21 protein-coding genes and 1 tRNA gene are annotated in these 22,320 nt (G+C 43.7%); 12 read left to right on the forward strand and 10 right to left on the reverse strand.

All coding sequences use genetic code 11. The annotated features are described in order from the left end of the window. Nucleotides 1–178: 178 nt before the first annotated feature. The 5 genes from cysS to MSMTP_RS20255 form a co-directional block, all read right to left on the reverse strand. Entirely contained in the window at nt 179–1,597 is a 1,419-nt protein-coding gene (gene cysS / locus MSMTP_RS14685) for a cysteine--tRNA ligase (RefSeq protein ID WP_048180904.1), read from the reverse strand. A gap of 220 nt (nt 1,598–1,817) precedes the next feature. Continuing rightward, complete coding sequence (locus MSMTP_RS14690; RefSeq protein WP_048180910.1) at nt 1,818–2,405, reverse strand: Maf family nucleotide pyrophosphatase; 588 nt, start codon at nt 2,403–2,405, stop codon at nt 1,818–1,820. A gap of 110 nt (nt 2,406–2,515) precedes the next feature. Beyond that, entirely contained in the window at nt 2,516–3,013 is a 498-nt protein-coding gene (locus MSMTP_RS14695; RefSeq protein WP_048180913.1) for a hypothetical protein, read from the reverse strand. Between the two features lie 481 nt (nt 3,014–3,494). Next, on the reverse strand, nt 3,495–3,842 hold the full coding sequence (locus tag MSMTP_RS14700; protein WP_231582806.1) for a rhodanese-like domain-containing protein: 348 nt from the start codon (nt 3,840–3,842) through the stop codon (nt 3,495–3,497). Between the two features lie 334 nt (nt 3,843–4,176). Then, entirely contained in the window at nt 4,177–4,299 is a 123-nt protein-coding gene (locus tag MSMTP_RS20255; protein ID WP_255350986.1) for a hypothetical protein, read from the reverse strand. A gap of 196 nt (nt 4,300–4,495) precedes the next feature. Between MSMTP_RS20255 and MSMTP_RS14705 the strand changes: the two genes are divergently transcribed. Next, nucleotides 4,496–5,320 carry a winged helix-turn-helix domain-containing protein gene (locus MSMTP_RS14705; RefSeq protein WP_048180916.1) on the forward strand — a complete coding sequence of 275 codons (825 nt, stop codon included), beginning with the start codon at nt 4,496–4,498 and terminating at the stop codon, nt 5,318–5,320. Nucleotides 5,321–5,370: 50 nt separating this feature from the next. Here the strand turns inward: MSMTP_RS14705 and MSMTP_RS14710 are convergent, their stop codons facing one another. Then, nucleotides 5,371–5,568, reverse strand: a complete 198-nt coding sequence (locus MSMTP_RS14710) for a hypothetical protein (protein WP_048180918.1) — start codon at nt 5,566–5,568, stop codon at nt 5,371–5,373. An 80-nt stretch (nt 5,569–5,648) separates the two neighbouring features. Further along, entirely contained in the window at nt 5,649–6,374 is a 726-nt protein-coding gene (locus MSMTP_RS18145; RefSeq protein WP_052718421.1) for an isoprenylcysteine carboxylmethyltransferase family protein, read from the reverse strand. 337 nt (nt 6,375–6,711) lie between these two features. On the opposite strand from MSMTP_RS18145, the gene MSMTP_RS14720 reads away from it, so the two are divergent. Together MSMTP_RS14720 and MSMTP_RS19455 are read left to right on the forward strand one after the other, a co-directional pair. Next, nucleotides 6,712–7,470: a hypothetical protein gene (locus MSMTP_RS14720; protein WP_156153855.1), complete on the forward strand. Its 759-nt coding sequence runs from the start codon at nt 6,712–6,714 to the stop codon at nt 7,468–7,470. A gap of 111 nt (nt 7,471–7,581) precedes the next feature. After that, nucleotides 7,582–7,743 carry a hypothetical protein gene (locus MSMTP_RS19455; RefSeq protein WP_156153856.1) on the forward strand — a complete coding sequence of 54 codons (162 nt, stop codon included), beginning with the start codon at nt 7,582–7,584 and terminating at the stop codon, nt 7,741–7,743. 123 nt (nt 7,744–7,866) lie between these two features. Here the strand turns inward: MSMTP_RS19455 and MSMTP_RS14725 are convergent, their stop codons facing one another. Then, complete coding sequence (locus MSMTP_RS14725; RefSeq protein WP_048180925.1) at nt 7,867–8,055, reverse strand: hypothetical protein; 189 nt, start codon at nt 8,053–8,055, stop codon at nt 7,867–7,869. A gap of 578 nt (nt 8,056–8,633) precedes the next feature. Here MSMTP_RS14725 and MSMTP_RS14735 point away from each other — a divergent pair. From MSMTP_RS14735 to MSMTP_RS14745, 3 genes are all read left to right on the forward strand, one after another. Next, entirely contained in the window at nt 8,634–9,119 is a 486-nt protein-coding gene (locus tag MSMTP_RS14735) for a ferric reductase-like transmembrane domain-containing protein (RefSeq protein WP_231582807.1), read from the forward strand. Between the two features lie 238 nt (nt 9,120–9,357). Further along, complete coding sequence (locus MSMTP_RS14740; RefSeq protein ID WP_369799646.1) at nt 9,358–10,095, forward strand: phosphotransferase; 738 nt, start codon at nt 9,358–9,360, stop codon at nt 10,093–10,095. Nucleotides 10,096–10,198: 103 nt separating this feature from the next. Next, nucleotides 10,199–10,903 (forward strand): hypothetical protein, encoded by a 705-nt coding sequence (locus MSMTP_RS14745; RefSeq protein WP_048180939.1) that lies wholly within the window; start codon nt 10,199–10,201, stop codon nt 10,901–10,903. Between the two features lie 155 nt (nt 10,904–11,058). Here MSMTP_RS14745 and MSMTP_RS18150 read toward each other — a convergent pair whose 3' ends face one another. Further along, complete coding sequence (locus MSMTP_RS18150; protein ID WP_052718423.1) at nt 11,059–12,504, reverse strand: hypothetical protein; 1,446 nt, start codon at nt 12,502–12,504, stop codon at nt 11,059–11,061. Between the two features lie 429 nt (nt 12,505–12,933). Here MSMTP_RS18150 and MSMTP_RS14765 point away from each other — a divergent pair, with 429 nt between their 5' ends. The 3 genes from MSMTP_RS14765 (at nt 12,934) to MSMTP_RS14775 (ending at nt 16,365) form a co-directional block, all read left to right on the forward strand. Then, nucleotides 12,934–13,401 carry a hypothetical protein gene (locus MSMTP_RS14765; protein WP_048180945.1) on the forward strand — a complete coding sequence of 156 codons (468 nt, stop codon included), beginning with the start codon at nt 12,934–12,936 and terminating at the stop codon, nt 13,399–13,401. Nucleotides 13,402–14,297: 896 nt separating this feature from the next. Beyond that, complete coding sequence (locus MSMTP_RS14770) at nt 14,298–15,728, forward strand: hypothetical protein (protein WP_156153858.1); 1,431 nt, start codon at nt 14,298–14,300, stop codon at nt 15,726–15,728. 232 nt (nt 15,729–15,960) lie between these two features. Beyond that, nucleotides 15,961–16,365, forward strand: coding sequence for a PaaI family thioesterase (locus tag MSMTP_RS14775; RefSeq protein ID WP_048180951.1), 405 nt, complete (start codon nt 15,961–15,963; stop codon nt 16,363–16,365). Nucleotides 16,366–16,435: 70 nt separating this feature from the next. Here MSMTP_RS14775 and MSMTP_RS14780 read toward each other — a convergent pair. Next, nucleotides 16,436–16,507 (reverse strand) — tRNA-Gly (locus tag MSMTP_RS14780). 249 nt (nt 16,508–16,756) lie between these two features. On the opposite strand from MSMTP_RS14780, the gene MSMTP_RS14785 reads away from it, so the two are divergent. The 3 genes from MSMTP_RS14785 to MSMTP_RS14800 all read left to right on the forward strand — a co-directional run bounded on the left by MSMTP_RS14785 (nt 16,757) and on the right by MSMTP_RS14800 (nt 22,219). After that, nucleotides 16,757–18,019 carry a diaminopimelate decarboxylase gene (locus MSMTP_RS14785; protein ID WP_048183747.1) on the forward strand — a complete coding sequence of 421 codons (1,263 nt, stop codon included), beginning with the start codon at nt 16,757–16,759 and terminating at the stop codon, nt 18,017–18,019. Nucleotides 18,020–19,213: 1,194 nt separating this feature from the next. After that, nucleotides 19,214–20,467, forward strand: coding sequence for a DUF6923 family protein (locus MSMTP_RS14795; protein WP_082090649.1), 1,254 nt, complete (start codon nt 19,214–19,216; stop codon nt 20,465–20,467). Nucleotides 20,468–20,554: 87 nt separating this feature from the next. Continuing rightward, a complete protein-coding gene (locus MSMTP_RS14800; RefSeq protein WP_048180962.1) occupies nt 20,555–22,219 on the forward strand; it encodes an IS1634 family transposase in 1,665 nt (554 codons plus the stop codon). The last annotated feature ends 101 nt before the right edge of the window (nt 22,220–22,320 follow it).

Consider the following 22,320-nt stretch of genomic DNA (forward strand, 5'->3'; position numbering starts at 1 on the left):
AAATTGCATATAATTAAATAAATAATTATAAGAACCATTCATCAGGATATATTCAATGAAGCCTGAAACACACTTTCGATTAACAACCCAATAACTCACCCAATTAATAACTCAACTAACAATCTGAAAATCACGTGAAAATAATCTGAAAATCACGTGAAAAGATCTGAAATCAAAATCACTCAACTTTCTTGAGATTCGGCCCTTCCTTTGTATCCTGGATGATATAGCCGGATGCCTTTATATCATCCCTGAGGGCATCCGCAGTTGCCCAGTCTTTTCTCTTCCGGGCTTCTTCACGTTCTTCGATAAGTTTCAGGACAGCGTCAGGGACCTTTTCTTCCTCCCCGGCAGAGGCGAAAAGCCCCAGGACATCCGCAAACCTGCGGTAAAGGGCACGGGATTTTTCCAGGACCTCCCTGTTTTTCCCGCTTTCGAGGTACCTGTTAGCGTTTCTGGAGAGTTCCCGGAAGACCGTTATGGCTTTTGGGGTGTTGATATCGTCTTCGAGGGCTTCCTTAAACTGCGTTTCCAGTTCGGGGAGAGTTTCAAGAATTTCCCTGTTCCCGGGATATTCGCCTCCATCGGCGCTTCGGAGGGCAAATTCCAGGTTATCCAGGGTTTCTTTTAGCCGGAGATAATTGTTTTTCGCGTTTTCGGCAAACTGTTCCGAGTAGTCCAGCTTTTTGCGGTAGTGGACCGAGAGGAACATGAAGCGCACAACCTCCCCCCCGTACTTTTCGACAATTTCGGGAAGGGTGAAAACGTTTCCTTTCGACTTGCTCATCTTCTCCCCTTCCACTATCAGGTGTTCCCCATGCATCCAGTAGCGGACAAAGGGTTTTCCAGTAGCTCCCTCGGACTGGGCAATCTCGTTTTCGTGGTGCGGGAAGATAAGGTCCACACCTCCGGTGTGGATGTCCAGCGTGACCCCGAATTCTTTCATGGACATAACCGAGCATTCCGTGTGCCAGCCCGGACGGATCTTGCCCCAGGAGCTTTCGTAGAAAATCCCCCGCTCGATTTCCTCCGGCGTTGAGGCTTTCAGGAGGGCAAAGTCCCGGGGGTTGTCCTTATCATATTCGTCCACATCAACCGAAGCCCCGATTTTGATCTCATCGAAATCGATTTTCGAAAGCTTCCCATACTCCGGAAACGCCGAGATCCGGTAATAGACCGACCCACCCTTTTCGTAGGCCAGACCCTTTTCGATCAGTTTCCGGGCAAGCTCGATCATCCCGTCAACATTGTCCGTAGCCCTGGGATAAAACGAGGCTTTCCGGATGTTCAGCATGTCAAGCCCCCGGAAGAACTCCTGCGTGTACTTCTCCGTGAAATCCTTCAGGGAAACCCCCGCAACTCCCGAGTCCCGGATGGTCTTGTCATCGATGTCCGTGATGTTCATAACAAGTGTTACTTTATAGCCCAGGTATTCAAGAGTCCTCACGATGTTGTCGGTCATCAAAAAAGTTCGGTAATTCCCGATATGGGGAAAATTGTAAACCGTAGGCCCGCACGCATAAATCGAGACTTCCCCTGCTTTCAGGGGCTTGAAAGACTCTTTTTTTCTGGAAAGGGTATTGTACACTTGCAGCATTCCGAACACCACATGAAAATTTGAATAGAGTTGAGATTACGAATTGAATTGATTTTATGACTCTATAATTAAGATAAAACCCCTATGATATAAAGAAAACGAAGCAGGCCCCGAATAGACCATCTGGTTGCAAATAAAGGAAAAGAAGGTAATTGTAGGTAAATAGAGCGGTTCAACGTACACAGAGGATTAACGCTCCAAATGAAGTGATATGATGTGATTATTCTTCCCCGAAAACTGACACTCCAAGCCTTTCCAGAATCTTCCCCAGCTTGAACAGGGGCAACCCTACCACATTGAAGAAATCCCCTTCGACCCTTTCCACAAGCACCGCCCCCTTGTCCTGGATTCCGAAGGCTCCCGCCTTATCAAGAGGTTCACCTGTCCCGATGTAAGCCTCGATTTCCTTTTCACTCATTTTCTTCATCCGGACATCCGTGACTTCGGATTCACTGATTTCCTCTCCCCGGTCAATATCCAGCACCGTGAGTCCAGTAATGACCTGCACAGTTTTCCCGCTTAACTTTTCCAACATCTCTTTAGCTCTTTCGGGGGTGTGGGGCTTACCCAGGACTTCCCCGTTGCAGATTACGGAAGTATCCGCCGCGATAATTATCCCTGATTCGAAATATTTCGCCACATCCCTGGCTTTTTCAAGGGAATGACGTATGAGAAGAGATTCGGGGGATATTTCAGGGATTGGGGTTTCCTCATAAGAACTGACATATACCTCAAAATTGTCCCCGATAAGCTGGTTTAACAACTCCTTTCTTCGGGGGGATTCAGAGGCGAGAATGATTCGGCGCATGAGAAGATCTCAGGGAAAGGTAGATTTAACCTTAATGGAGGCGGGCACCAGGATAATAAAATTAAACGCGGTTCTTAACCGCAGTTCCAACCCTGATAGGGATGTGCCGGTCAGATATCAAAGTTAACCTTTAATACCTCACACTGTGGCATATTTTTAATTTGTACGCCTTCCAGTGTTCCTGTTAGCTCCAGGCCATTAAATTCATTTGAACCGCATAGTACGTCCTGATTCGGGTGCGTACCAGGTGTGATATTGCAGCTTAAAACAGTCTTATTACCAGCTGACACTACAATCGGAAGCCTTGGTGATGCAGGATGGTTCTTCGGAAGAACTATTAATGGGGACCTGATTTCCCTAATCATGAAGAGAACGCATTTAAGCCCTTTCTCGGTTCTTTCATCCACCGAAAATGCAGAAGCCACAATCAGGTCATGGGGTTCCAGTCCGAGTACAATCTCTTCGCTATCGGTTTCCAGAAAAAACTGTCCATTCGAACCTGCTTTTACAATAACCACTGTTCCTGCTCTACCGCGCAGGAGAAGCATTTCACTCTCCTTCAGTGAAATGTCTTTAGAAATGTCTTTAGAAGAGCTCGATTTATTCATCGTAAAAAAATATCTAAAAAATCCAGTTGATTATTTGGATTCTTCTACATTTGCAGACTGGCAGGAAGGACACTTCACATTCTTGCCAATACCTTTGAATTTATTGTCACAGTCTTTGCACACATAATTTTTAGGCGCCAGCTTACCTTCCAACTCGATATCAAAAGAATCTCCAACACTACACATAATTATTACCTCGGGATTTATCAGGACCTGCTGTAATCAAATAACCCACATAATATAACTCATACTTCTCCAATTAATACCTTTGCATAGTTATCCAAGAGCAATTTCCGACTGAAGATTTTCACATACGGAGAACTCTTTTCCACAGAAGAATTGTGACGGCGGAGACTTTCTTCAATATCGCCTGCATATATAACCTTCAAGGACCGCTTACGACAGGATACCCTGCTGCTATCCATTCATTGATGCCGCCCCCCATGTTATAAACATCAGTGTAGCCGGCATCTGCCAGCATCTAGCTCGCAACAGCACTTCTGCGTCCGGTCCTGCAGTAGACAAGTATCTTTTCACCTTTGGGAACTTCGTTTATCCGGGCTTCTAAAAGCTGGTCAGGACCCAGATTTGACCCATAGCCATTTTCAAGCGGGATCAGAACTGCCCCTTCGATATGCGATTCGTTGAACTCGACAGGCGTGCGGACGTCAAGCAGGAAAAAGTCGTCTTTTTCAAGCATTTCCCTGGCTTCGTCCACATTCACAGTTTCAAATCCTGGCGGACTGGTTTCCGGCTTTGATACAAAAATCAATACTACACCCAAAATCACGAAAAAAAGGACGAGGTACGTCAAATTCTGTTTGTTCAAACTAGACCCCCCATTGCTACGTTTGAGACATGAAAAGCTATCTTTTTATCTGAAGCTATCTTTTTATCTGAAGCTATCTTTTTACCGGTGTTTCTTTTATCAAAAAGGGTTTCTATTAAAAAATGTTAATAAATCAAAAAATGTTTGTTAATCAAAACAGGTTTTGTTCCGGTTTTTCCGAAAAAGCGAGCAGTCACCCCCAACTTGTAAAAAGTCATTAATTCACTATTGGAGGGATAGGTACTGCTCGAAGATCCATAGTTCCTTGTGGTTTGGTTGCTAAAAAGAAGGAATTTAATTTCTCTTATTTTACCTTCTCTTATTCCTATTTACCTTATTCTTTCTTCTCTTCTTCTTCCGCAAGCTTTACTTTTTTACCGCAGAGGTCGCACTTCCCTTCTTCAGTGATACAGGGCTGTTTCGGAGCTTCTCCACCACAAATTCCGCACTTTACCATTCATTTCACCTCCCTTTTACGTGCCTTAAGAGGCAGTAGATGCCTCATGTCATCTATTAGTCAGTTATTGATATATACTTAATCGGCACAAAAATATACTTAATACAGTCCCGTGCCCCTGAGAGATTTAAGTAAAGAAATGACCTTGAAGGTTACAACAAAAACTATATCAAATAAAACAGGGAATTGTTATAACATGGGAAACAGCAGCAAGGTAAAGGCCCACTCCGAAGCTCCCGGAACCTTAGAAGGTTCCGAAATAGCTGAAATGAAAGCTATCAGGACAAAACTTTCCGAGATGCACAACGACATAAAAAAAGTTATGGAACACTCTAACAGGGTTACCCTCGAGTCAGCTCTGGAAAGTTCCAGGAACGAATACTCCAACGTCCTTCTCAGCCACCTTTTCGAAGATATTGATACGGGGCTTGACCGCGGCATGGTCAAAAAATGCCCTGAAAACGGGGACTGCAGATCCTCTTTCACAGCCCTCCTTCAGAACAACGCAGGGCTCATAAAACAGAAGAGTGTGGACGAAACCCTTGTTTCGAAAACAAGGAAGCAGATTGAGGAAATGAGGACCGGAGCTCCTTACAGCAAATGCGAACGCTGCTTTTCCGAAGTATCGGGTCTCTTTATAAAACAGGTAAACCTGATGCGCTCCATGCGGATCTATGAGGATAACCAGGAACAGAAACAGGATATTTCAACCCTGGAAACGGACACAGTCATCAACCAGATCGTCGAACCCGTCGCCAACAACCAGCGCCTTGAAATCCTGAAAGCCGTGGCCTTCGGAACAAAGAGCTTTTCAGCCTTCTCCGAACTTACCGGCCTGCGGGGCGGAAACCTCCTCTTCCACCTCCAGAAGCTGACGGAAAGCGGACTTATCCTGCAGCAGCACGAAAGGGGAGATTACATGATTACCGAGAAAGGGTACAAAATCCTGAAAGGCTTGAACGACATTTCTTCTGCCCTGCTGGTAACGGCTGAAAAACTCACTCCAGCAGAAAAAGAGTGAAAGAATTGTTTTGCACACATAGCAGAGAAATAAAAAGCTTTCACAAAAACTTATTCCTTTTTTCCCGAAATCACGTTATAAGCGCTTAACAGGACAGCTAGCAAAGTAAAAATAATGCCCAGAGTCCCCATGCTGAAGCCTGTTGGGTCCTGGCCGAAAAAATAATACTTCGTGGCGGAAAAGTACAGCGTAAAAGCAATTCCCATCAAAGAAATCGTTATTGCCAGGGTGTTTATGTTTTCAGTCACAGACTTTTTTATGAAGTTGATACGTTATAAACGTGACCTGCAACTGACCGAGAATCAAGCTCCGAATTACCGGGTACTGGTTACCATATTTTAGGTATGAGCCTGTACGTTCTTTTTAAGTAATCCTCGTAACCTTTTACTTCCCGACTCAAAACCTCCTCTTCAAGTTTAAGCCGGTATAAGAACAGGAAAATAAGGACAGCAGAGATTGAAAGGGAGAAGTAAGCGTTCAGGATAAGGGGTATCCCCGCAGCCTGCAAAATGTTGCCTGCATAAGCGGGATGCCTTATGAACCTGTAAGGTCCTGTTTCGACCAGTTCGTGACCGTCACGGATCTCGATGTGGGCTGAGAAATACGTTCCCAGGGACCATAAGCCCCAGGCTCTCAGGCCCGTCCCAAATAGGGTCAGTGCCAGACCGAGGGTAACAATGGAAAAATTGTAACCCGGATAGAAACCGTATTCCGGAACCAGACTGTATTCCAGAACCGGCAGAATTAACAGCGGCCACCAGAAAAGTAAAAGCAGGTATCTGGTCCATTTCTTCGTCTGTTTTCCCGTATTGTCTGGCCCATTACCCAATCCCCGGTATGAGATTCTTTCTGCCAGCAGGTAGACGGCAAGAACTCCAAAGTAAATGTAGAGAGGCAGCTGGTTAAGGGAATTCCAGCTTTCGTCCAGGATTCTCCAGGTTTTAAAGAACAGTAAAAGTATCAGGAGACCTATGCTCCGGTAAACCCAGCCTTCGTTATCTCTGGCGGATTTTCTTCCGGATTCTTTTTCTGGTTCCTGCCCCGGGACTGTCATTTCCATCCCTATATTTTACATAGGGGCTTTATTAACTTTTTTGAAAAATATTCGGCACACTTTTAACAATACCAGCAAGTCATACTGAATATAAAAAGTATTAATGTACGGATGACACCAGGGTTAAGAGACTTAATAGAAATAAATATATTGTAATAAATGAAAGAAGAATAGTGTTCTAAAAAAAGAAGAATGTTGGATTCGTTTTTTATCATTAATTCCCTAAGTGAAAATTCCCCCACCGTAAGAAATCAAAATACCAGGATGTCGAAGCACAATGGACATTTCAAAACCTATCTGCTCTCGAAATATGCGTTCAATTGAGACGGCTTTAGTTATGGCCGATTTAGAGGGGGCACTCGACGACTACCAGTCGACAGGCTGGCAATCAGTCCACGTACTGGTCCCGGCTTACCTCAGGTCAGTACCCGTATGCCCCTCAAAAGGCCGGTATTTCCTTATAGAAGACGGAAGCGGAGGCTTTGCACCGGTCTGTTCCTATCATCATCCCGATAAAGCCGTGATTTATTCACTGGTAATGGAGGCATACATAAACCGCCTGCTCATGTATGACGGCACGGACTTCGTAATGGGCGCTCAGGGCAAGCGCACCGGGATCGATGACATGCTTCATATCATCTACAACGACGGCTTCGAAAAAGGCTGGAATGTCTGGATGAAAGGAAACGCTATAGACTGTTCCGCCCTTTCGATTGAGGCTATACGGGACGCCCTGGAAATCATCTATCACGATAACACCCTGATTCCGGATACAAACGCCCTTAACCTTGGAAAATACACGGGAAAATACCCGTACACCGAAAGGGTCAAAACATCGGTCAGACCCTCCGATATGACAGACCCCTGCCTCGAACTGAAGACGGGGGATATGTGCATAATAAAAAATCTGCCTCACACCACTATTTTTCTTGGCCGCTACAGGAAAAAAACGGGGGACAATACGCCGTACTGGATCTGGGCTTCTTCTTCCAAACACAAAGTAACGGTCTTTACACATGATGAATTTCGTAAAGCTTACAAAGGCTTTAAGGACCAGGCAGTTTCCCGGTGGAATCTGGAAAAGTACGTACCGTAAGAAAATCTACAACGATAAACAAAAGAAATCCGCAACGATGGCTGCAACGATAGCCGAAACGATAGCCGAAACGATACCCACAACAATACCGAGAAATAAAGGAGGAATAAAATGACCGGAAATAAAGAGAAGGAAATGGACAAAAAGCGCAAGCAAATCGCTGACAAGATAATTGACGACATGACCGTGAACGGAGCATCGCAAGGAGATATAAATAGGCAAAAAAAGACCAACAAAGAGCATCTGGGACACGAAGGCGAAGTAGATATGTAAAAAATAGGGATCCTGTCCGGAAATAAGCAAATCAAAAGGGAAAAAAAGGAAAATCAGGAAAGGAAAGGAAATAAAAAACTGAGAGTAAAGGGAGTAAAAAATCCTGAATCCCAGCCTGCCCACTTATCTGTGAAAGACCAGAGCCAGGAAGATCAGGATACCTATAATCAAAAGTTTTAAAGTAACGAGAGCCAGCCTCTTCTTCAGCCTTATTTCTTCTTCGGGCAAGTTCCGGTTAAAATACAGAAAAACCCCAATTCCGATGACAATCAGAAGGGCTGCAATTATTGAAACGACTATTAGAAAATCCATTATATGAAATTGATCTGTTCAAAATATAAGAGTTTGCATGAAATCAGAACAGTCTGCCCCCGAAAATAAATATCCTTTCAACGTTTTGAAAAATCGGAGAAACAGGCTGTTTTCAGGACTGCCCATGGGAATTCGGGATTATATACACCTTCCAGAGTCCGAATTTTGCTGCAAGGAGCATAATGGAAAAAAGAACTGTGCACTCTGGCTGACCCCCTGCGCATATCATTTGTTTGCCGCAAGCAAAAAAACCCTTATACTCTTGAATACGGTATACAGGTGAACTTAAGACAATTATTATATACAGAATATGATATTAATAGGTTGAGACCATCTAATAAACGTACATGATATTCTTTGAATAACAGACACAAAGAATGAAAGTACACATCTACTTTCATGCCAAATGAGTTTTTGGGGATAAATTTGGGGGAGAGGAAATTTCAGATAAAAAAGCTTCAGACAAACAGTATTACATAAGCTATATCGTAATTGCTTCCATTGTTGCTTTAATTTTATACGCTCTGTTTCAAAAGCCTGAAGACCCTACAAAAATAATAGACCGGGCTGCAGGCACATTGGGTTACCTATTCATATTTCTGGCAAGCCTGTCATCTGAGTACATTGTCCGGGCGAATAAGCTGCTCGGAGTGGGGTTCATAAAAGCTCACCATTCCCTGGCCAGGCTGGGGGTCCTTTTGATAATCATTCATCCGCTGGCATTTGCAGTCGAGGAACAGAGTATCCTGGTTTTCCTGCCTGTTTTTTACCCTTTGAGTGATTTCCTGGAACTGGCAGGAAGGCCGGCATTTTACCTTTTCCTCCTCGCAGCAGGCGTTGCGGTTTACAGGAAAAAATACAGGAACTGGCGAAAGGTCCACTACCTCAATTATCTGGCTTTTTTATTGGTTTCCGTGCATGCCGTGATGATAGGCACCGATTTCGAATCAAATCTCAGCAGAATCTTAGCACTTACAATGACAGTAATTGTTATGGGGATATTTGTCCACAAAAGGTTCCGGCTGAAAATTAAAAAATACTTAAACCAGACCGATAAAAGGTAAAAACTGGATTCCTGATTTATGGGGGGGTTGTATTTCTCAGGAGTACGTTAGAAAGCTGAAACCGGGAAATTCCTTCAGGGATTGGCTGGTCAGTGTACAGGGGCACAGGATACGGAATAAAAACTGTAACATCCGCGAGTTCAGGATCAGGCCTGCGTCCCACAGGGTCTGCAGATATGAGTTTGAGGGAGAAGGGGTCAGTGTTATTGCGAAATTCCTTGCAAAACCAACGGGGAAAATAAAAAACTATGACACCAAAAAAGCCATGCTGAACGAGTATTACAAACTCAAGAAGCTTGAAAAAATAATAGAGATTCCACACCCGATTGCAACAAACGCCCATTTCGACTGCGTGCTCGTAACCGAGTACATCCCGGGAAAACCCTTTTCCTGGTACCTGAAAAGGGAAAAAAACCTGGATAAAAAACTGAAGGATATAGCCCGTCTCCTGCGAAAACTCCACAGGAATACACAGAACCATTACGAAAAAGAAAAAGAATTTGCAAAAATCCGGAACATCCTGAACCGGATGCCTCTTCGCAGTTCTACCAGGAAACGGTATGATCAAAGGCTCGAAAAATGGCAGACAAACCCCCTCCTGGATACAAGGCACGGCTGTCTTATCCACCACGATGCAACCCCTGCAAACTACCTTTTCCACAGGGGCAAACCCTATGCTATAGACCTCGAACTGGCTAGCAAACACGGACATTGTGTCCATGACCTGGGAATCCTCTGCGCCGAAGTATTCCACCATTTCGCCCGGAAAGGCTCGGCCCATGCGTCCATCCCTCACATCAAACGCTTCCTCCGCAATTACAGCCGGGATGAAAAGGAATACCGACGGATAAAGCAGGTGCTCCCCCTCTACATGAGCTACGGCCTTTTGAGAGTCGCCTGGAGAATTAAGGACCCGAAACACCGGGAATACCTGATATACAAAGCTGTGGAAATGGTTGGGAGATCAGGCCTTTGACCTGCCGGTTGCCCCCCGGGAAGTAAAATATTCGCCTTCTTGAAGGCGACTGAAGAATTCCGGCAGATACCTTTATGTAGAAGTTTCTAACAAAAATCACATTGTGGATAAACGGACTGTAGACAGAATTTCGAAGTCTGACAGGACCTTCCTGGCCCTCGTCTCATTAATGCTGCTTGGAAAAGCTGTCTGGACATACCTGGGAGTCGACCATTTTATTGTAGAAAACTGGGCCGGAACCTGGGAAGCAATAATCCCGGCAGCAGTTTTCGGTTTTATTGCGATGAAACTGGCTGGGAAAACCGGTTTTCCGGACATCCGGGACGAAAAGATCTCAAACAAAGAGCGGTTTTTGTATCCTGTCCTCCTGGGAATCGCTTTTGCCATAATAGAGATCCTGGTTGGCCTGGCAATGAACCTGCCCAATATCCATGTGCCCTTTCCCTTTTCCATCCCCGTTTATCTAAGCGGAGGGATCTTCCTTGAGATTATCTATCACCTTATCCCAATCGTTTTTCTGGTCTGGTTTATCTCAAATGTCCTCCTGAAAGGAAAACTTCAGGACGAGGTTTTTGTAGTGGTCGCCGTCCTGGCAAGTTTATGGGAACCGGTAACGCAAATAATGGGAATGTACAGGATGGGAATTCTTACAAGCACGGTTTTTGGAGCAGGGCTCTTCATCTTCATATTTGCCGGAAACCTGATCCCAATTACCCTTTTCCGGAAATACGGATTCCTGGCCCCGGTGGTCTGGAGACTTACCGATTATAGCCTGTGGCATGTGATCTGGCCTATGATCTATTATTGACCGCTTCTATTTTTGGGAGAAACAGTGGACAAAAATGTTAAGAAAAGGCAATTCAGGTTGTTTCTGAATATTCTGAATAATATGAACTGATTGAAAGTGGAAAGCTCAATTCATTATCTCTTATTTTTCAGTTGCTTTCCAGCCAGCAATCCGGTTCAGTTGTCCTCCAGCCAGCAATTAATCTCTGACCACAACTCGGGAGAATTGTAGTCAAGCGCTATACTGCCGTGCCCCTGGTCATTCCAGATTATGGATGAAACCTTCTTATTTGTTTTTCCGACCTCGTTTTCGTACCACCAGGAACCGTAATTCCCAAAACCGCCCCCGAGTCCGACATAAAGCAGCGGGGAGTCAACTCCGGAAGAATCAATTTCGTATCCGTCCACATTGCCCATTAAACCGGCCATATAAAGGTCCAGATTTATTGGAGCATACGGAACCGCTCCTCCAGCCAGAGCTGCGCTGAGCACGCGGTTTTCGTCAACGTAATAGAGCCCGTCAAGGTCCCCGCTCCAGTAGTGGTAATCCGGGGTATAGGGGTATGCAGTGAACATGTATGTCTGGCTGGCCATAAGCCTGAAGACCTGCCTGTTCGTAAGCCCTGGCTGAACGGGAGATTCGGCATCGGGATCTGAGGAAGCCAGATAGGCCAGCTGCATCATGCCACCCATATTGTCACTGTTATACGTTCCATTTTCCATCTTTTCGGAAATCTCCTCAAATTGCAGTGCCTGCGCCTGTATCAGTTCCGGAAATGCGGGATCGTATTTGATGATAATCTCAACAGGCACCACCTTATCAACACCACCCAGGAACAAATCGTCGTATTCACTTGCCTCGTAAGCGGTAAGAATCAACGCCCCGTGACTATGCCCTATTGCCGTGACCTCTACCATTTCTGCAGGTGTATTATAGATGAGATTATTGTTATAATTATAATTATCAATAGAATTATCAATAGAATTATCAATAGAATTATCAATAGAATTATCAATAGAATTATCAATAGAATTGCGATTATTGCCGTTATTATTGTTATTATTCAGAAGAGCTGTGTGGATTCTTGATACTGCGACACCGTAATATGTGTCATTCAGGTATTCATCGACAGTCCAGTTTGCCATGTAACTGAAATCAGTCTCTGTTACCGGGACATTTGTTTCTCGCCTATCCAGGACGTATACACTGTATCCCTCCCGGGCATAGTATATAGCCATGTCAGAATAGAAGCTTTCAGTTAATGACTGCCCGGGCAGGATTATTAAATTCTGATTTGCCCTGCTTTTCCAGGGGCCTGTCTCCCTCACATAGTTGGTAAGAATTATGCTGTCATATTCCCCGGGTCCAACATTTATCTTAACTCTATATTTTGCCACATCGTCACAAACAATGCCTATTCTCTTATCTTCAGTTACAGTTTGATAGAACTCTAAAACCGCAAATACAGATGGTATGTAGGAAATTCCCAACCCGATAAACGGGTTAAACCCTGCAAACTGGTTATTTATACAATCTCGGTCCTCAGGCTTTACAGCCGAGACTGGTGCAGAAACTACTAACATAACCAGCAAAACCACTGTGAGTACTGTTCTAATTTTCATTTTTACACCTTTTTGAGAAAATCCCAATCAGGATTAGAGCTCAAAAATCCACATTTTTTCGAGCCAAACATCCCATTTACCAGCTTTTGAATTTTTTAATCAGAGCAAAAAAAATCGAGCTTAACAATTTCTGCGCATGTTGTTCATTAAATACCAAAGTATATAGAAAAACAATCTTAATAAAGATTTTCATTTCTAACTTAATATTATATATTAGGGAGAGGTCATTTAAAAAGAAAAATAGGTCATTTTCCGGAAGAAACAAAAGGAAATAAAAGCACCAATTATGTTTTATGCTCCGAGAATGCCTCTGAACCTCTCAAACTGTTCCGAAACTGTCCTGCGACTGTTCCGTAACTAATTAAAATAATTGGTTACGAATTTTTTAAGTAATATGTAATTAATAATCGTTATATAGGGGAGATGACGATGGTATTTCACAAATTACAGGTTTTTTTACTAATGCTATCGACAGGTACATTTCTATTTTTTGCAGGATTGTTGCGTAAGGACCTGTTTGAGGCATTGAAGCTCGGGCTTTACCCTGCTACATTCAATTTTTTATCCGGGAAAATTGGAGCTTACTTTGACCTGCAGGCTTCCGGAAACAGTGCCCTCTTTTCGGCGTCTGCCCCGATCAAAGTACTATTCGTTGCAACTCTCACCGAAACGGCTTACAGTCTACTGTGTCACAGCCATTCAAAACCCGAAATACCACCAACTTCCCCTCAAGCCGACTTAGTTCCGGTGCATGTGGCAATGAATAAGCCCCGGCTTTTTCATCCCGGTTTTTCGAAAAGTATGGCTGGTGGAGTCCGTACCGGTCAAACGTCAACTGTTGTTCATATTTCTAACATCCGGAGGAAATATGAGACGAACAAGTCTGTTACTAAATGACCTGAAGAACTTTCAAAACATAAACGGAAACAGGGGAGAAATTATGCAAGCGACAGGATTCAGGGACCCGCTCACACAAAAAGTACTTGTGGTGCTCGCGATTCTGGTCATAATTTTTTTGACTTTGTTTGCTAGCACCATGTAATTGAGACAACATGAAAAAAATCACTGGAAAAATCACTGGAAAAATCACTGGAAAAATATCGTCAGCTGACTGCCTGGAAGATCCGGAAGGCGGGAATATCAGCTGGCAGCCTGGACCATAAGTTAGATTTCACCCGTGAATTCAACTGGAGGATTCAAAAACGAGAAGCCTCCAGGGATATCTTTTTTAATTTATTTTGGCTTGCCGAGCCATGGAGAACCCGGCACATATTTTGGAAAAAGCCAGATATACTTGAGGTGTGGCAGGTATTATGAAAACTGTACGACATGTAAAATTTAACCAGCAGCGGATTTTTAATGTTGAGATAGAGAAATGTGAGGAAATATTGCTTAGTAGAACTCACTGTGTCTCCACTGCACCTTTAAATTTCATACAATTTAATAGTTAATAGTTATGAAAATTTTTTCACGATAAAATGTCCTTCTCCTTTTGCCAATATAGATGTCCTTGAAAGAATTCCGGGAGAAAATGAACTCCAATAGAACGCAAAAGTGGTACCATTTTTACATTTTTACCTGCCGAGAAATATCATTTATAGTCATCTAAATTTGAAATTTATTTCGGGCACACAATATAAAAATAATAATATAATAATGTTTAAATACATTCGAGGATAATATAAACAGGCTGATGAGGGGGAGAACGGTTTGTTAAGCTAGACAATAGCCGGATTCATACCCTGATCTGATTTTGACGAAAAACCAAAAAAAGTACATAAGGGGATAACGATTTGAAAAAAAGTTACATAACAGCTTTAGCGGTAGCTCTGGCTTTATTGCCTATTATGGCGATGGCACATACCGAGTCAGATCCGTACACGATTGACTTGATAGCAGGACAGAATATGGATGCCGGTGATGTGAAGGTATGGAACGACGGGAACTACCTCTACGTTACGTATGACACCGATGAGGACTGGTGCCTGACCGAAACACACCTGCATGTAGCAACTCCGGGGGAAGAGATACCAACGACAAGTAAAGGAAATCCCATTCCCGGCCAGTTTGAGTATTCCATGGAACACGACTGTGTTGATAGCTACACCTACAAAGTGGACCTATCCGAAGAAGGAGCAAATATCGGGGACGACCTGGAAATAGCTACACATGCGGTTGTAATAAAAACCGAAGTTATTACAGAAGCACCCTATTACGCATCCACGGTTATTGATTATAACCAGGGACTTAAAAAGGACGGAACCGCAGTCTTAGCCGCACGTTCTGTTCCTGAACAGGGCCTGGTATATGAAACCGGACAGGAAGAAAGCAATTTCTTCAGCCTCGGGCTTGGTGGCAATATCACCGTTGAATTCGCATGTCCAATCAGGAACGGTGAAGGCAATGACCTGAAGATCATCGAAGACACCTGGGGGACCTACCCGGTTGAAAAAGTTGCAGTCTATGCAAGTCCGGATGGTGGAGCCTGGACATACCTTGGCGAAGCCGACAACACCCAGAGAGACCCGGACTTTAACATCCACACTATTGCCGAATTCGACCTGGGAGACCTGGAAGAAGCAAGGTACATCAAAATCGTTGACACCACCGATCCCGGCCTGCATAACAACGCCGCCGACGGGTACGACCTGAACGCCGTACAGTCCCTGCAGGACTGTGTTGAAGTTACGGAAGAGACCGCCTGGGGTGCAGGCACCAGATTCGTAGATAAAGGAAACTGGGGTATGTACTTCCCCTACACGGTGCAGAGCGGCGGCACTGCAGGGGATGGAGAAATTCCTCTGGACGGAGCAGGAGAAGGTGATAACTACAACGTCGATAGGGATGGAGAAGAGATCACTTATGATGTGGTCAGGGATACCCCCGGCTGCACCATCAAGTTCGAAGGAGCAACCAACAGCACCGGAGGAGAAGATAACCTTGGAGAAGACGGAGCCGTTGAAACCGACACATTCAAGATCCGTACCGACAAAGACGTGAGTTCGGTCAACGTGACAACAAAGGCAGGGACAGGGGAAGTTACTACCACTCTTCCTGTAGGAGGATCAGCCACAGACGCCAATGGTTTCACCATAGATTTCGTCAGCAAGACGGATAACGGAGACGGAACCTACACCTACGCATTCACCGTGACCAGTGACAACAACAGCGGTACAGCAGCGTTGAGTAACATCAAGTTTGACTTCTGTATCACACCACCCTGACCAGAGAGGGCTTTAAGACCCTTTCTCTCTTTTTTATTAGCTGTGTTTTGACTTCAGCACAGGAAATACTTTTCAGAACAAAAAATACTTTTACCTAATTTTCCGTAACTCCCGGGAAATCTCCAACATTTCCGCGATCCCAACGATCTCAAAATACAATTAGTCAGGCATAACTTTAACAGAGAACATTTAAAATAAAGCATAACTTTACTAAAACTTCAGGAGCTACCCCATGGAAAATCTAAAACAATTTTTTAAAAAAGATAATTTTGCCGCACATTCGGGAATAGAACTGCTGGAAGTTTCCCCCGGATATGCAAAAACCAGGATGGAAATCGAGGAAAAGCACCTTAATGCTTTAAGAGCCGTACAGGGAGGGGCAATATTCACCCTTGCCGACCTTGCTTTTGCCGCAGCCTCAAACGCATACGGGAATGCTGCAGTCGGAATCAATGCAAATATCTCCTATGTAAAAGCCGGAACAAAGGGAACTCTCACAGCCGAGGCGAAGGAGACATCGATAAACCCCAAACTCGCCACCTGCACCGTAAACGTCACCGATGATGAAGGGGACCTTGTGGCTATATTCCAGGGAATGGTTTACAGGAAAAAAGTTCCGCTTGAGCTTTCGGATTAAAGATAAAAAGATTCTGTTCTCATTTTAGGAAAGAAGTTCATAGGAAAGAAGTTTAGAAAAAAACTAATGATGCGACCGCCGGGATTCGAACCCGGGTTCTAAGCTTGGGAAGCTCAGGTCATAGCCACTAAACCACGGTCGCTCAATATGTCGGTATTTGCTTTACATGTCGTTTTTTGTTCAAATAGTTTTTGGTAAAGGTAAATAGTGGTACATTGAAACTTCATGAATATATAGTGGAGTTTATCCCCGAAAATCGGGGAAAAGGTAATAAGGGAACAAAAATTCAAATGGGTACAGGTCCAATAAGCAGGAAAATTCGATAATAAGTAAAAGTCCAGCAGACAGAAAAGTCTGTCAGGACAGAAAAATTCGACAAAAGGTTATGATAATGGTTTCAAAGGCCCTGCCGTTCACTAAAGAAGAGATGCAAAAAATTATTGAAAAATACCCGACCCCTTTCCACATTTACGATGAAAAGGCCATTCGGGAAAACGCCCGGAAGATGAAGAAAGCTTTCAGGGACGTCCCCGGCTTCAAGGAATTCTTTGCCGTAAAGGCCCTTCCAAATCCCTATATCCTGAAAATCCTCAAGGAAGAAGGCTTCGGGGCGGACTGCAGTTCCCTACCCGAGCTGATTTTGGCGGAAAAGGCGGGAATGACAGGGGACGACATCATGTTCAGTTCCAACGACACCCCTGCCGAGGAGTTCGTAAAGGCAAAAGAAATGGGCGGCTACATTAACCTGGACGACATCAGCCACATCCCCTACCTGGAAGCACACGCCGGGCTCCCGGAAATCGTCTGCTTCAGGTACAACCCCGGCCCCCTGAAGGAAGGAAACGCCATCATCGGAAAACCCGAAGAAGCCAAGTACGGTTTTACCCGGGAACAGCTCTTCGAAGGGTACAGGACCCTCAGGGACAAGGGCGTAAAACGCTTCGGGATGCACACAATGGTCGCCTCGAACGAGCTTGACCCCAAATACTTCGTGGAAACCGCCAGGATCCTCTTCGAGCTCATCGTGGAAATCTCAAAGGAACTCGGAATCCAGTTCGAGTTCGTAAACCTCGGCGGCGGGATCGGCATCCCCTACAGGCCCGACCAGGAACCGGTCTCCTTCGATGTCATTGCAAAAGGCGCAAAAGAAGCCTACGACGCCACAATCACCGCAAACGGGCTCGCTCCTCTCAAGATCTATATCGAATGCGGGAGGGTCATAACAGGACCCTACGGCTACCTCATCTCCCAGGTCAGGCACCTCAAAAGCACCTACAAGGACTACGTAGGGATGGACTCCTGCATGGCAAACCTCATGCGCCCGGGACTCTACGGAGCATACCACCATATAAGCGTGCTCGGGAAAGAAAACGAACCCCCTGTCCACAAATATGACGTAACCGGTTCCCTTTGCGAAAACAACGACAAGTTTGCAATCGACCGGATACTCCCGGAAATCGAAATAGGCGACATCCTGGCAATCCACGACGCCGGCGCCCACGGGCATGCCATGGGTTTCAACTACAACGGAAAACTCCGCTCAGCCGAACTCCTCCTCAGGGAAGATGGAAGCGTCGTGCAGATCCGGAGAGCCGAGACCATCGAGGACTACTTTGCAACCCTGGATTTTGAAGGATTGAAGGATTTCAGGTGAAAGTTTAAAAGCTTAAAAACAGACCAGAAGCCTGAACCTTTCTATTTTCTTCTTTTCTACTTTTTCATTTTACCTTCTCTTTTTACTTTCGCTTTTCAAGATCCTTCTGTTGATTCGGAAAAACTTTGCCATATCAAAACCTAAACTTCCCAAAGTTCAAGGTACTTGATCATCCATTGAAACTTGTGAATTGTTTTTTAATTTAATTAGTTATCTGGTATCTTTCTGAAGTCCAAAAACTACATGCTACCCCAAGAATGAAGTTAATCCACAAGAACTTTAGAAATACAGGTCGATTGTGTTCCAGTTTTTAAATGTATCTACATGGATGTATATAAACGAGAGAATTTTAAACTCGTGACCCTTCAAATTTTTCCTTTTTTCTTCAATTTCGGTCTAATTGGGATCTTTATAAAAATAAAAATGACATCATGAAGGGTCGTGAATTTTTCAACGGTTCACACTGTTAAGTTGAAATTCATTGAATAATTTTGGGGTTGAATATTCCTTAAAAAAGGAATCATTAGACGTCATATCAGAATATAAAATACTGAAGATAAATTCCAAAATTATATTATTATATGGAATGAAAATGGGTAGCGTCACAGACCAATTATCATAGGGGGAAAAATTCGGGGGTGGTTAAAACAAAAATACACGAAATGCAGCAATTTATTCTGGGTCTTTAGTGGCTTTAAGGGATAAGTCAAAGATAACATCAAGTATTTTTGTTTACGATCCCTTAACCACGGAACACACGAAAGGACACGGAAGCCGGCCTGACGGCCGATGAGTACTCCGGGACTTTAAATAATCGATTCAAAACTCATTGTGAACAAAACGCCATATCAACCTTAATTGCCGTCTTCCACCCGTTCTTTTTCCGTGATTTTCCGTGTCTTTCCGTGGTTTGAATGCACACACCAAACGTCTCCACCAACAAAAACACAACCTGTATGAGTATAGAGCAATTCCCGATATGAAAATCTGAAGTTATATTTTCACCATTCCTAAGCCATATTTGCAAGACAAAACTTTGAAAAAAATATTGCATTTTCCAAACACAGGAAAACCGCGATTATTACTGATTCTAGATGGATATCAGTCTTTTTCCATACAGAAAATTTCAACAGCAAATCAGAGACATCAATAAGAAATTTCAATTTCCAAAAACTAAAAGGAGATATCAATAACATGATTACATCCAGAAAAATAATCTTTTTCTTAGCCATGGTAGCCCTTCTAGCTATGATGCCCGGGGCTGCTTCGGCACAGGAGCCATTCACCTGCGACGGCAAGGCATTCGTCGTCCAGGACCAACTAGCAAATCTCTACAATGTCACCCTGACGGACGGGTCGGCTACACTAACCCAGATCCTTCCCACCGCCACAATCGAATACAACAACCTTGGGTATCGGTCGACAGACGGACTGCTCTACGCCGCCCAGCTCCAGGGAACCGGGTATGGTGACGGGATTGTCCAGATTATTCGGATAGATGCCAACGGCAACATCGAAGGTCTCGGACTTCCACCGGGCCTGCCGACGGGAGTACAAACACGGTTCGACGCAGGGGACATCTCAGCCGACGGCAACACCATGTACATCACATTCGGCGCGAGAAGTGATGATCCACAGACTACACTCGGATACAACCTGAACCTCTACAAGCTCGATCTGGGAAGCTGGGCAGGGCCACCAAACCCGCTGCCCCCCGTGACCATTGTCTCCATCACCGGGGACAATGCCTGGGTCAACGACTGGGCCTACAACCCGAATGACGGGCTGCTCTACGGCGGCGACCAGTGGGGGACAAGTCTCAATTCCAACAGCCAGCTCTCGGTACTAAACCCTGCAACTGGCGTTCGAACCGACTATGATGTCGGTTTTGGCCCTACCACTGCATTTGGTGCAGCCTGGTATGACTCCGTACGGGGGACCATCTTCCTGTATCAGAATACAGGCACAATCTACGAAATCGACGTGAGTGATCTGGGAGGTGCGGGTCCATCGATTCTCAACTCCTGGTCAGCACCCGTTTCCACCCGTAATGACGGTACTTTCTGTGCAGGATTACCAGCAGCACCGGAAATTGATATCGAAAAGTCAACAAACGGGGAAGATGCAGATGCACCACCGGGACCGACAATTACGGCTGGAGAAACAGTCACATGGGAATATGTGGTGAACAACACAGGAAACGTGCCACTGATAAACGTTACAGTGACTGATGACCAGGGAGTAACTCCGGTTTACCAGTCAGGGGACGACGGAGACAATATACTACAGCCAGGCGAGATATGGATATACAACGCAACAGGAACCGCAATATCGGGACCGTACGCAAACAACGGGACTGTAACTCAGCTTTCAAAGAAACGCGATTTTCCCCTTGATTTTCCACAAAAATCAATAGCAAGAGAACGTGTTCAAAAAATGCGTTTGTAGAGCCTAAGTATCTAATTCACTTTAAAAAGTCTATTGATATTGTTTTTTTCAAAAAGTATTTATATATGTAATGCCTAAATAAACTATATGGTTTTTTTAAAACAGAAATTAATCAACGGTAAATCATACTGGTATATTGTTAAAACTGGTAGAGTTAATGGAAAAGTGAAAACTATTTTTCAGGTCTATCTGGGCAACGCAGAAAAGATACTTGAGATGAAAAACCTGTGTGAATCATTGCCCTATATTAAACTTAGATCCTTTGAATACGGCAAAGTTGCCGCACTTCTTCATGTGAATGAAGAATTTGGATTTGTTGATATCGTAAACAGTCACACTGAAAAAAAGTCAATAGATGGTTTGAGTGTAGGGGAATATCTTTTACTTGATATTATAGGAAAAAGTCATGGAGTTCTAAGTGAAAACGGTATCGAAGAATGGTTCAATAAATCCACCTTAGCTTTTATGTGGAACTTTCCACACAGATTAAGTTGTCAGAATTTCTTGAATCAAATGAGCTACATCGATTCTGACACAATGAAAAAAATCGAGGACGATCTGTGCCAAGTTCTTGTAAAAAAGGGGTTGACTCCCTCTGTACTATTTGTGGATGAATCAAACTGGTTTACCTATGCTACCAATCATGATGAAAAAAGTGAACTTCTTCATAAAGGGTATAACAAAAAGCATCGTAAAGACAAAAATCAGGTGTCTGTAGCACTGGCTGCAAATGATTATAACATCCCTTTTATTCACGAAACATATCCTGGAAATGTTCATGATTCAGAGGAATTTTCAGGCCTAATAGACAAAATAATAACTCGTCTGTCTGAGTTGAATATTTGTTCGGAAGACCTTGTTCTTGTTTTTGATAAAGGAAACAACTCTAAGGACAACATTGAGAAGGTAACTTCAAAGATGAATTTTGTAGGGGCTGTAAAAGCAAATCAGGCCGAAGAGCTGCTTGATATTCCCCTCTCCAAATTTAAACATTTATATGAGACTTCAAAAGACAATAAAATTTATGGATTTCGGACAACGCACCAGTTTTACGGGACCGAGTTTACAACCGTGATAACCTACAACGAAGGAACTTACAAACTTCAAAAAAGAACTTATGAATCAAATAAATCAAAAATAATTGAGAATTTGGAGGATCTACAGAAGAGACTGGAAAGCAACAGAGGAAAAGCAAGAAACAGAAGCAGCGTGGAAAAAGAGGTTGCTGACATAATTATCAAAAAGTACAGGACTGAAGTGAAATATGAAATAACTGATGTTCCGGAAGGTAAGAAAAAGCCCCAGTTAAAGTTCTGGATTGATGAGGAAAATGAAAACAAGTGTGAAAAATCATTTGGAAAAAATCTACTGTTTACAGATAAACATCAGTGGCATACCAAAAAAATTGTGCAGACATACAACAACAAAGGCGCTATAGAGGATGATTTTAAGCTATTGAACGATCACTTGCTTGTCCCTGTAGGACCTGTTTATCACCATAAAGACGAAAATATTAGAGTTCATGTGTTTCTGTCCATAATTGGCTTACTTTTCTACAGATATTTAGCCTGGGAAACCAAAAGATATGGATTATCTATGAGGAAACTCATTGAAAATTTGTCGGAAATAAGGCTGGCGGTTGTCCAGGAAAAAAAATCAAATGAAAGTAAAATAATTATGGAGGAGATGAGCACAAAGCAAGCATCATTATTCTCTTTCTTGAACCTGGGAAAATACCTGCCATCTCAATAAAAACGCTATCATTAGGATCATTCATTTCTTAGGCCTACACAAATATAGTCGCTTGATGACGGAAAATCATGCATCTTTGAAAGTCAAGTGTAAACGCAGAT

It is taken from the genome of Methanosarcina sp. MTP4, from assembly GCF_000970045.1.
GTDB lineage: Archaea > Halobacteriota > Methanosarcinia > Methanosarcinales > Methanosarcinaceae > MTP4.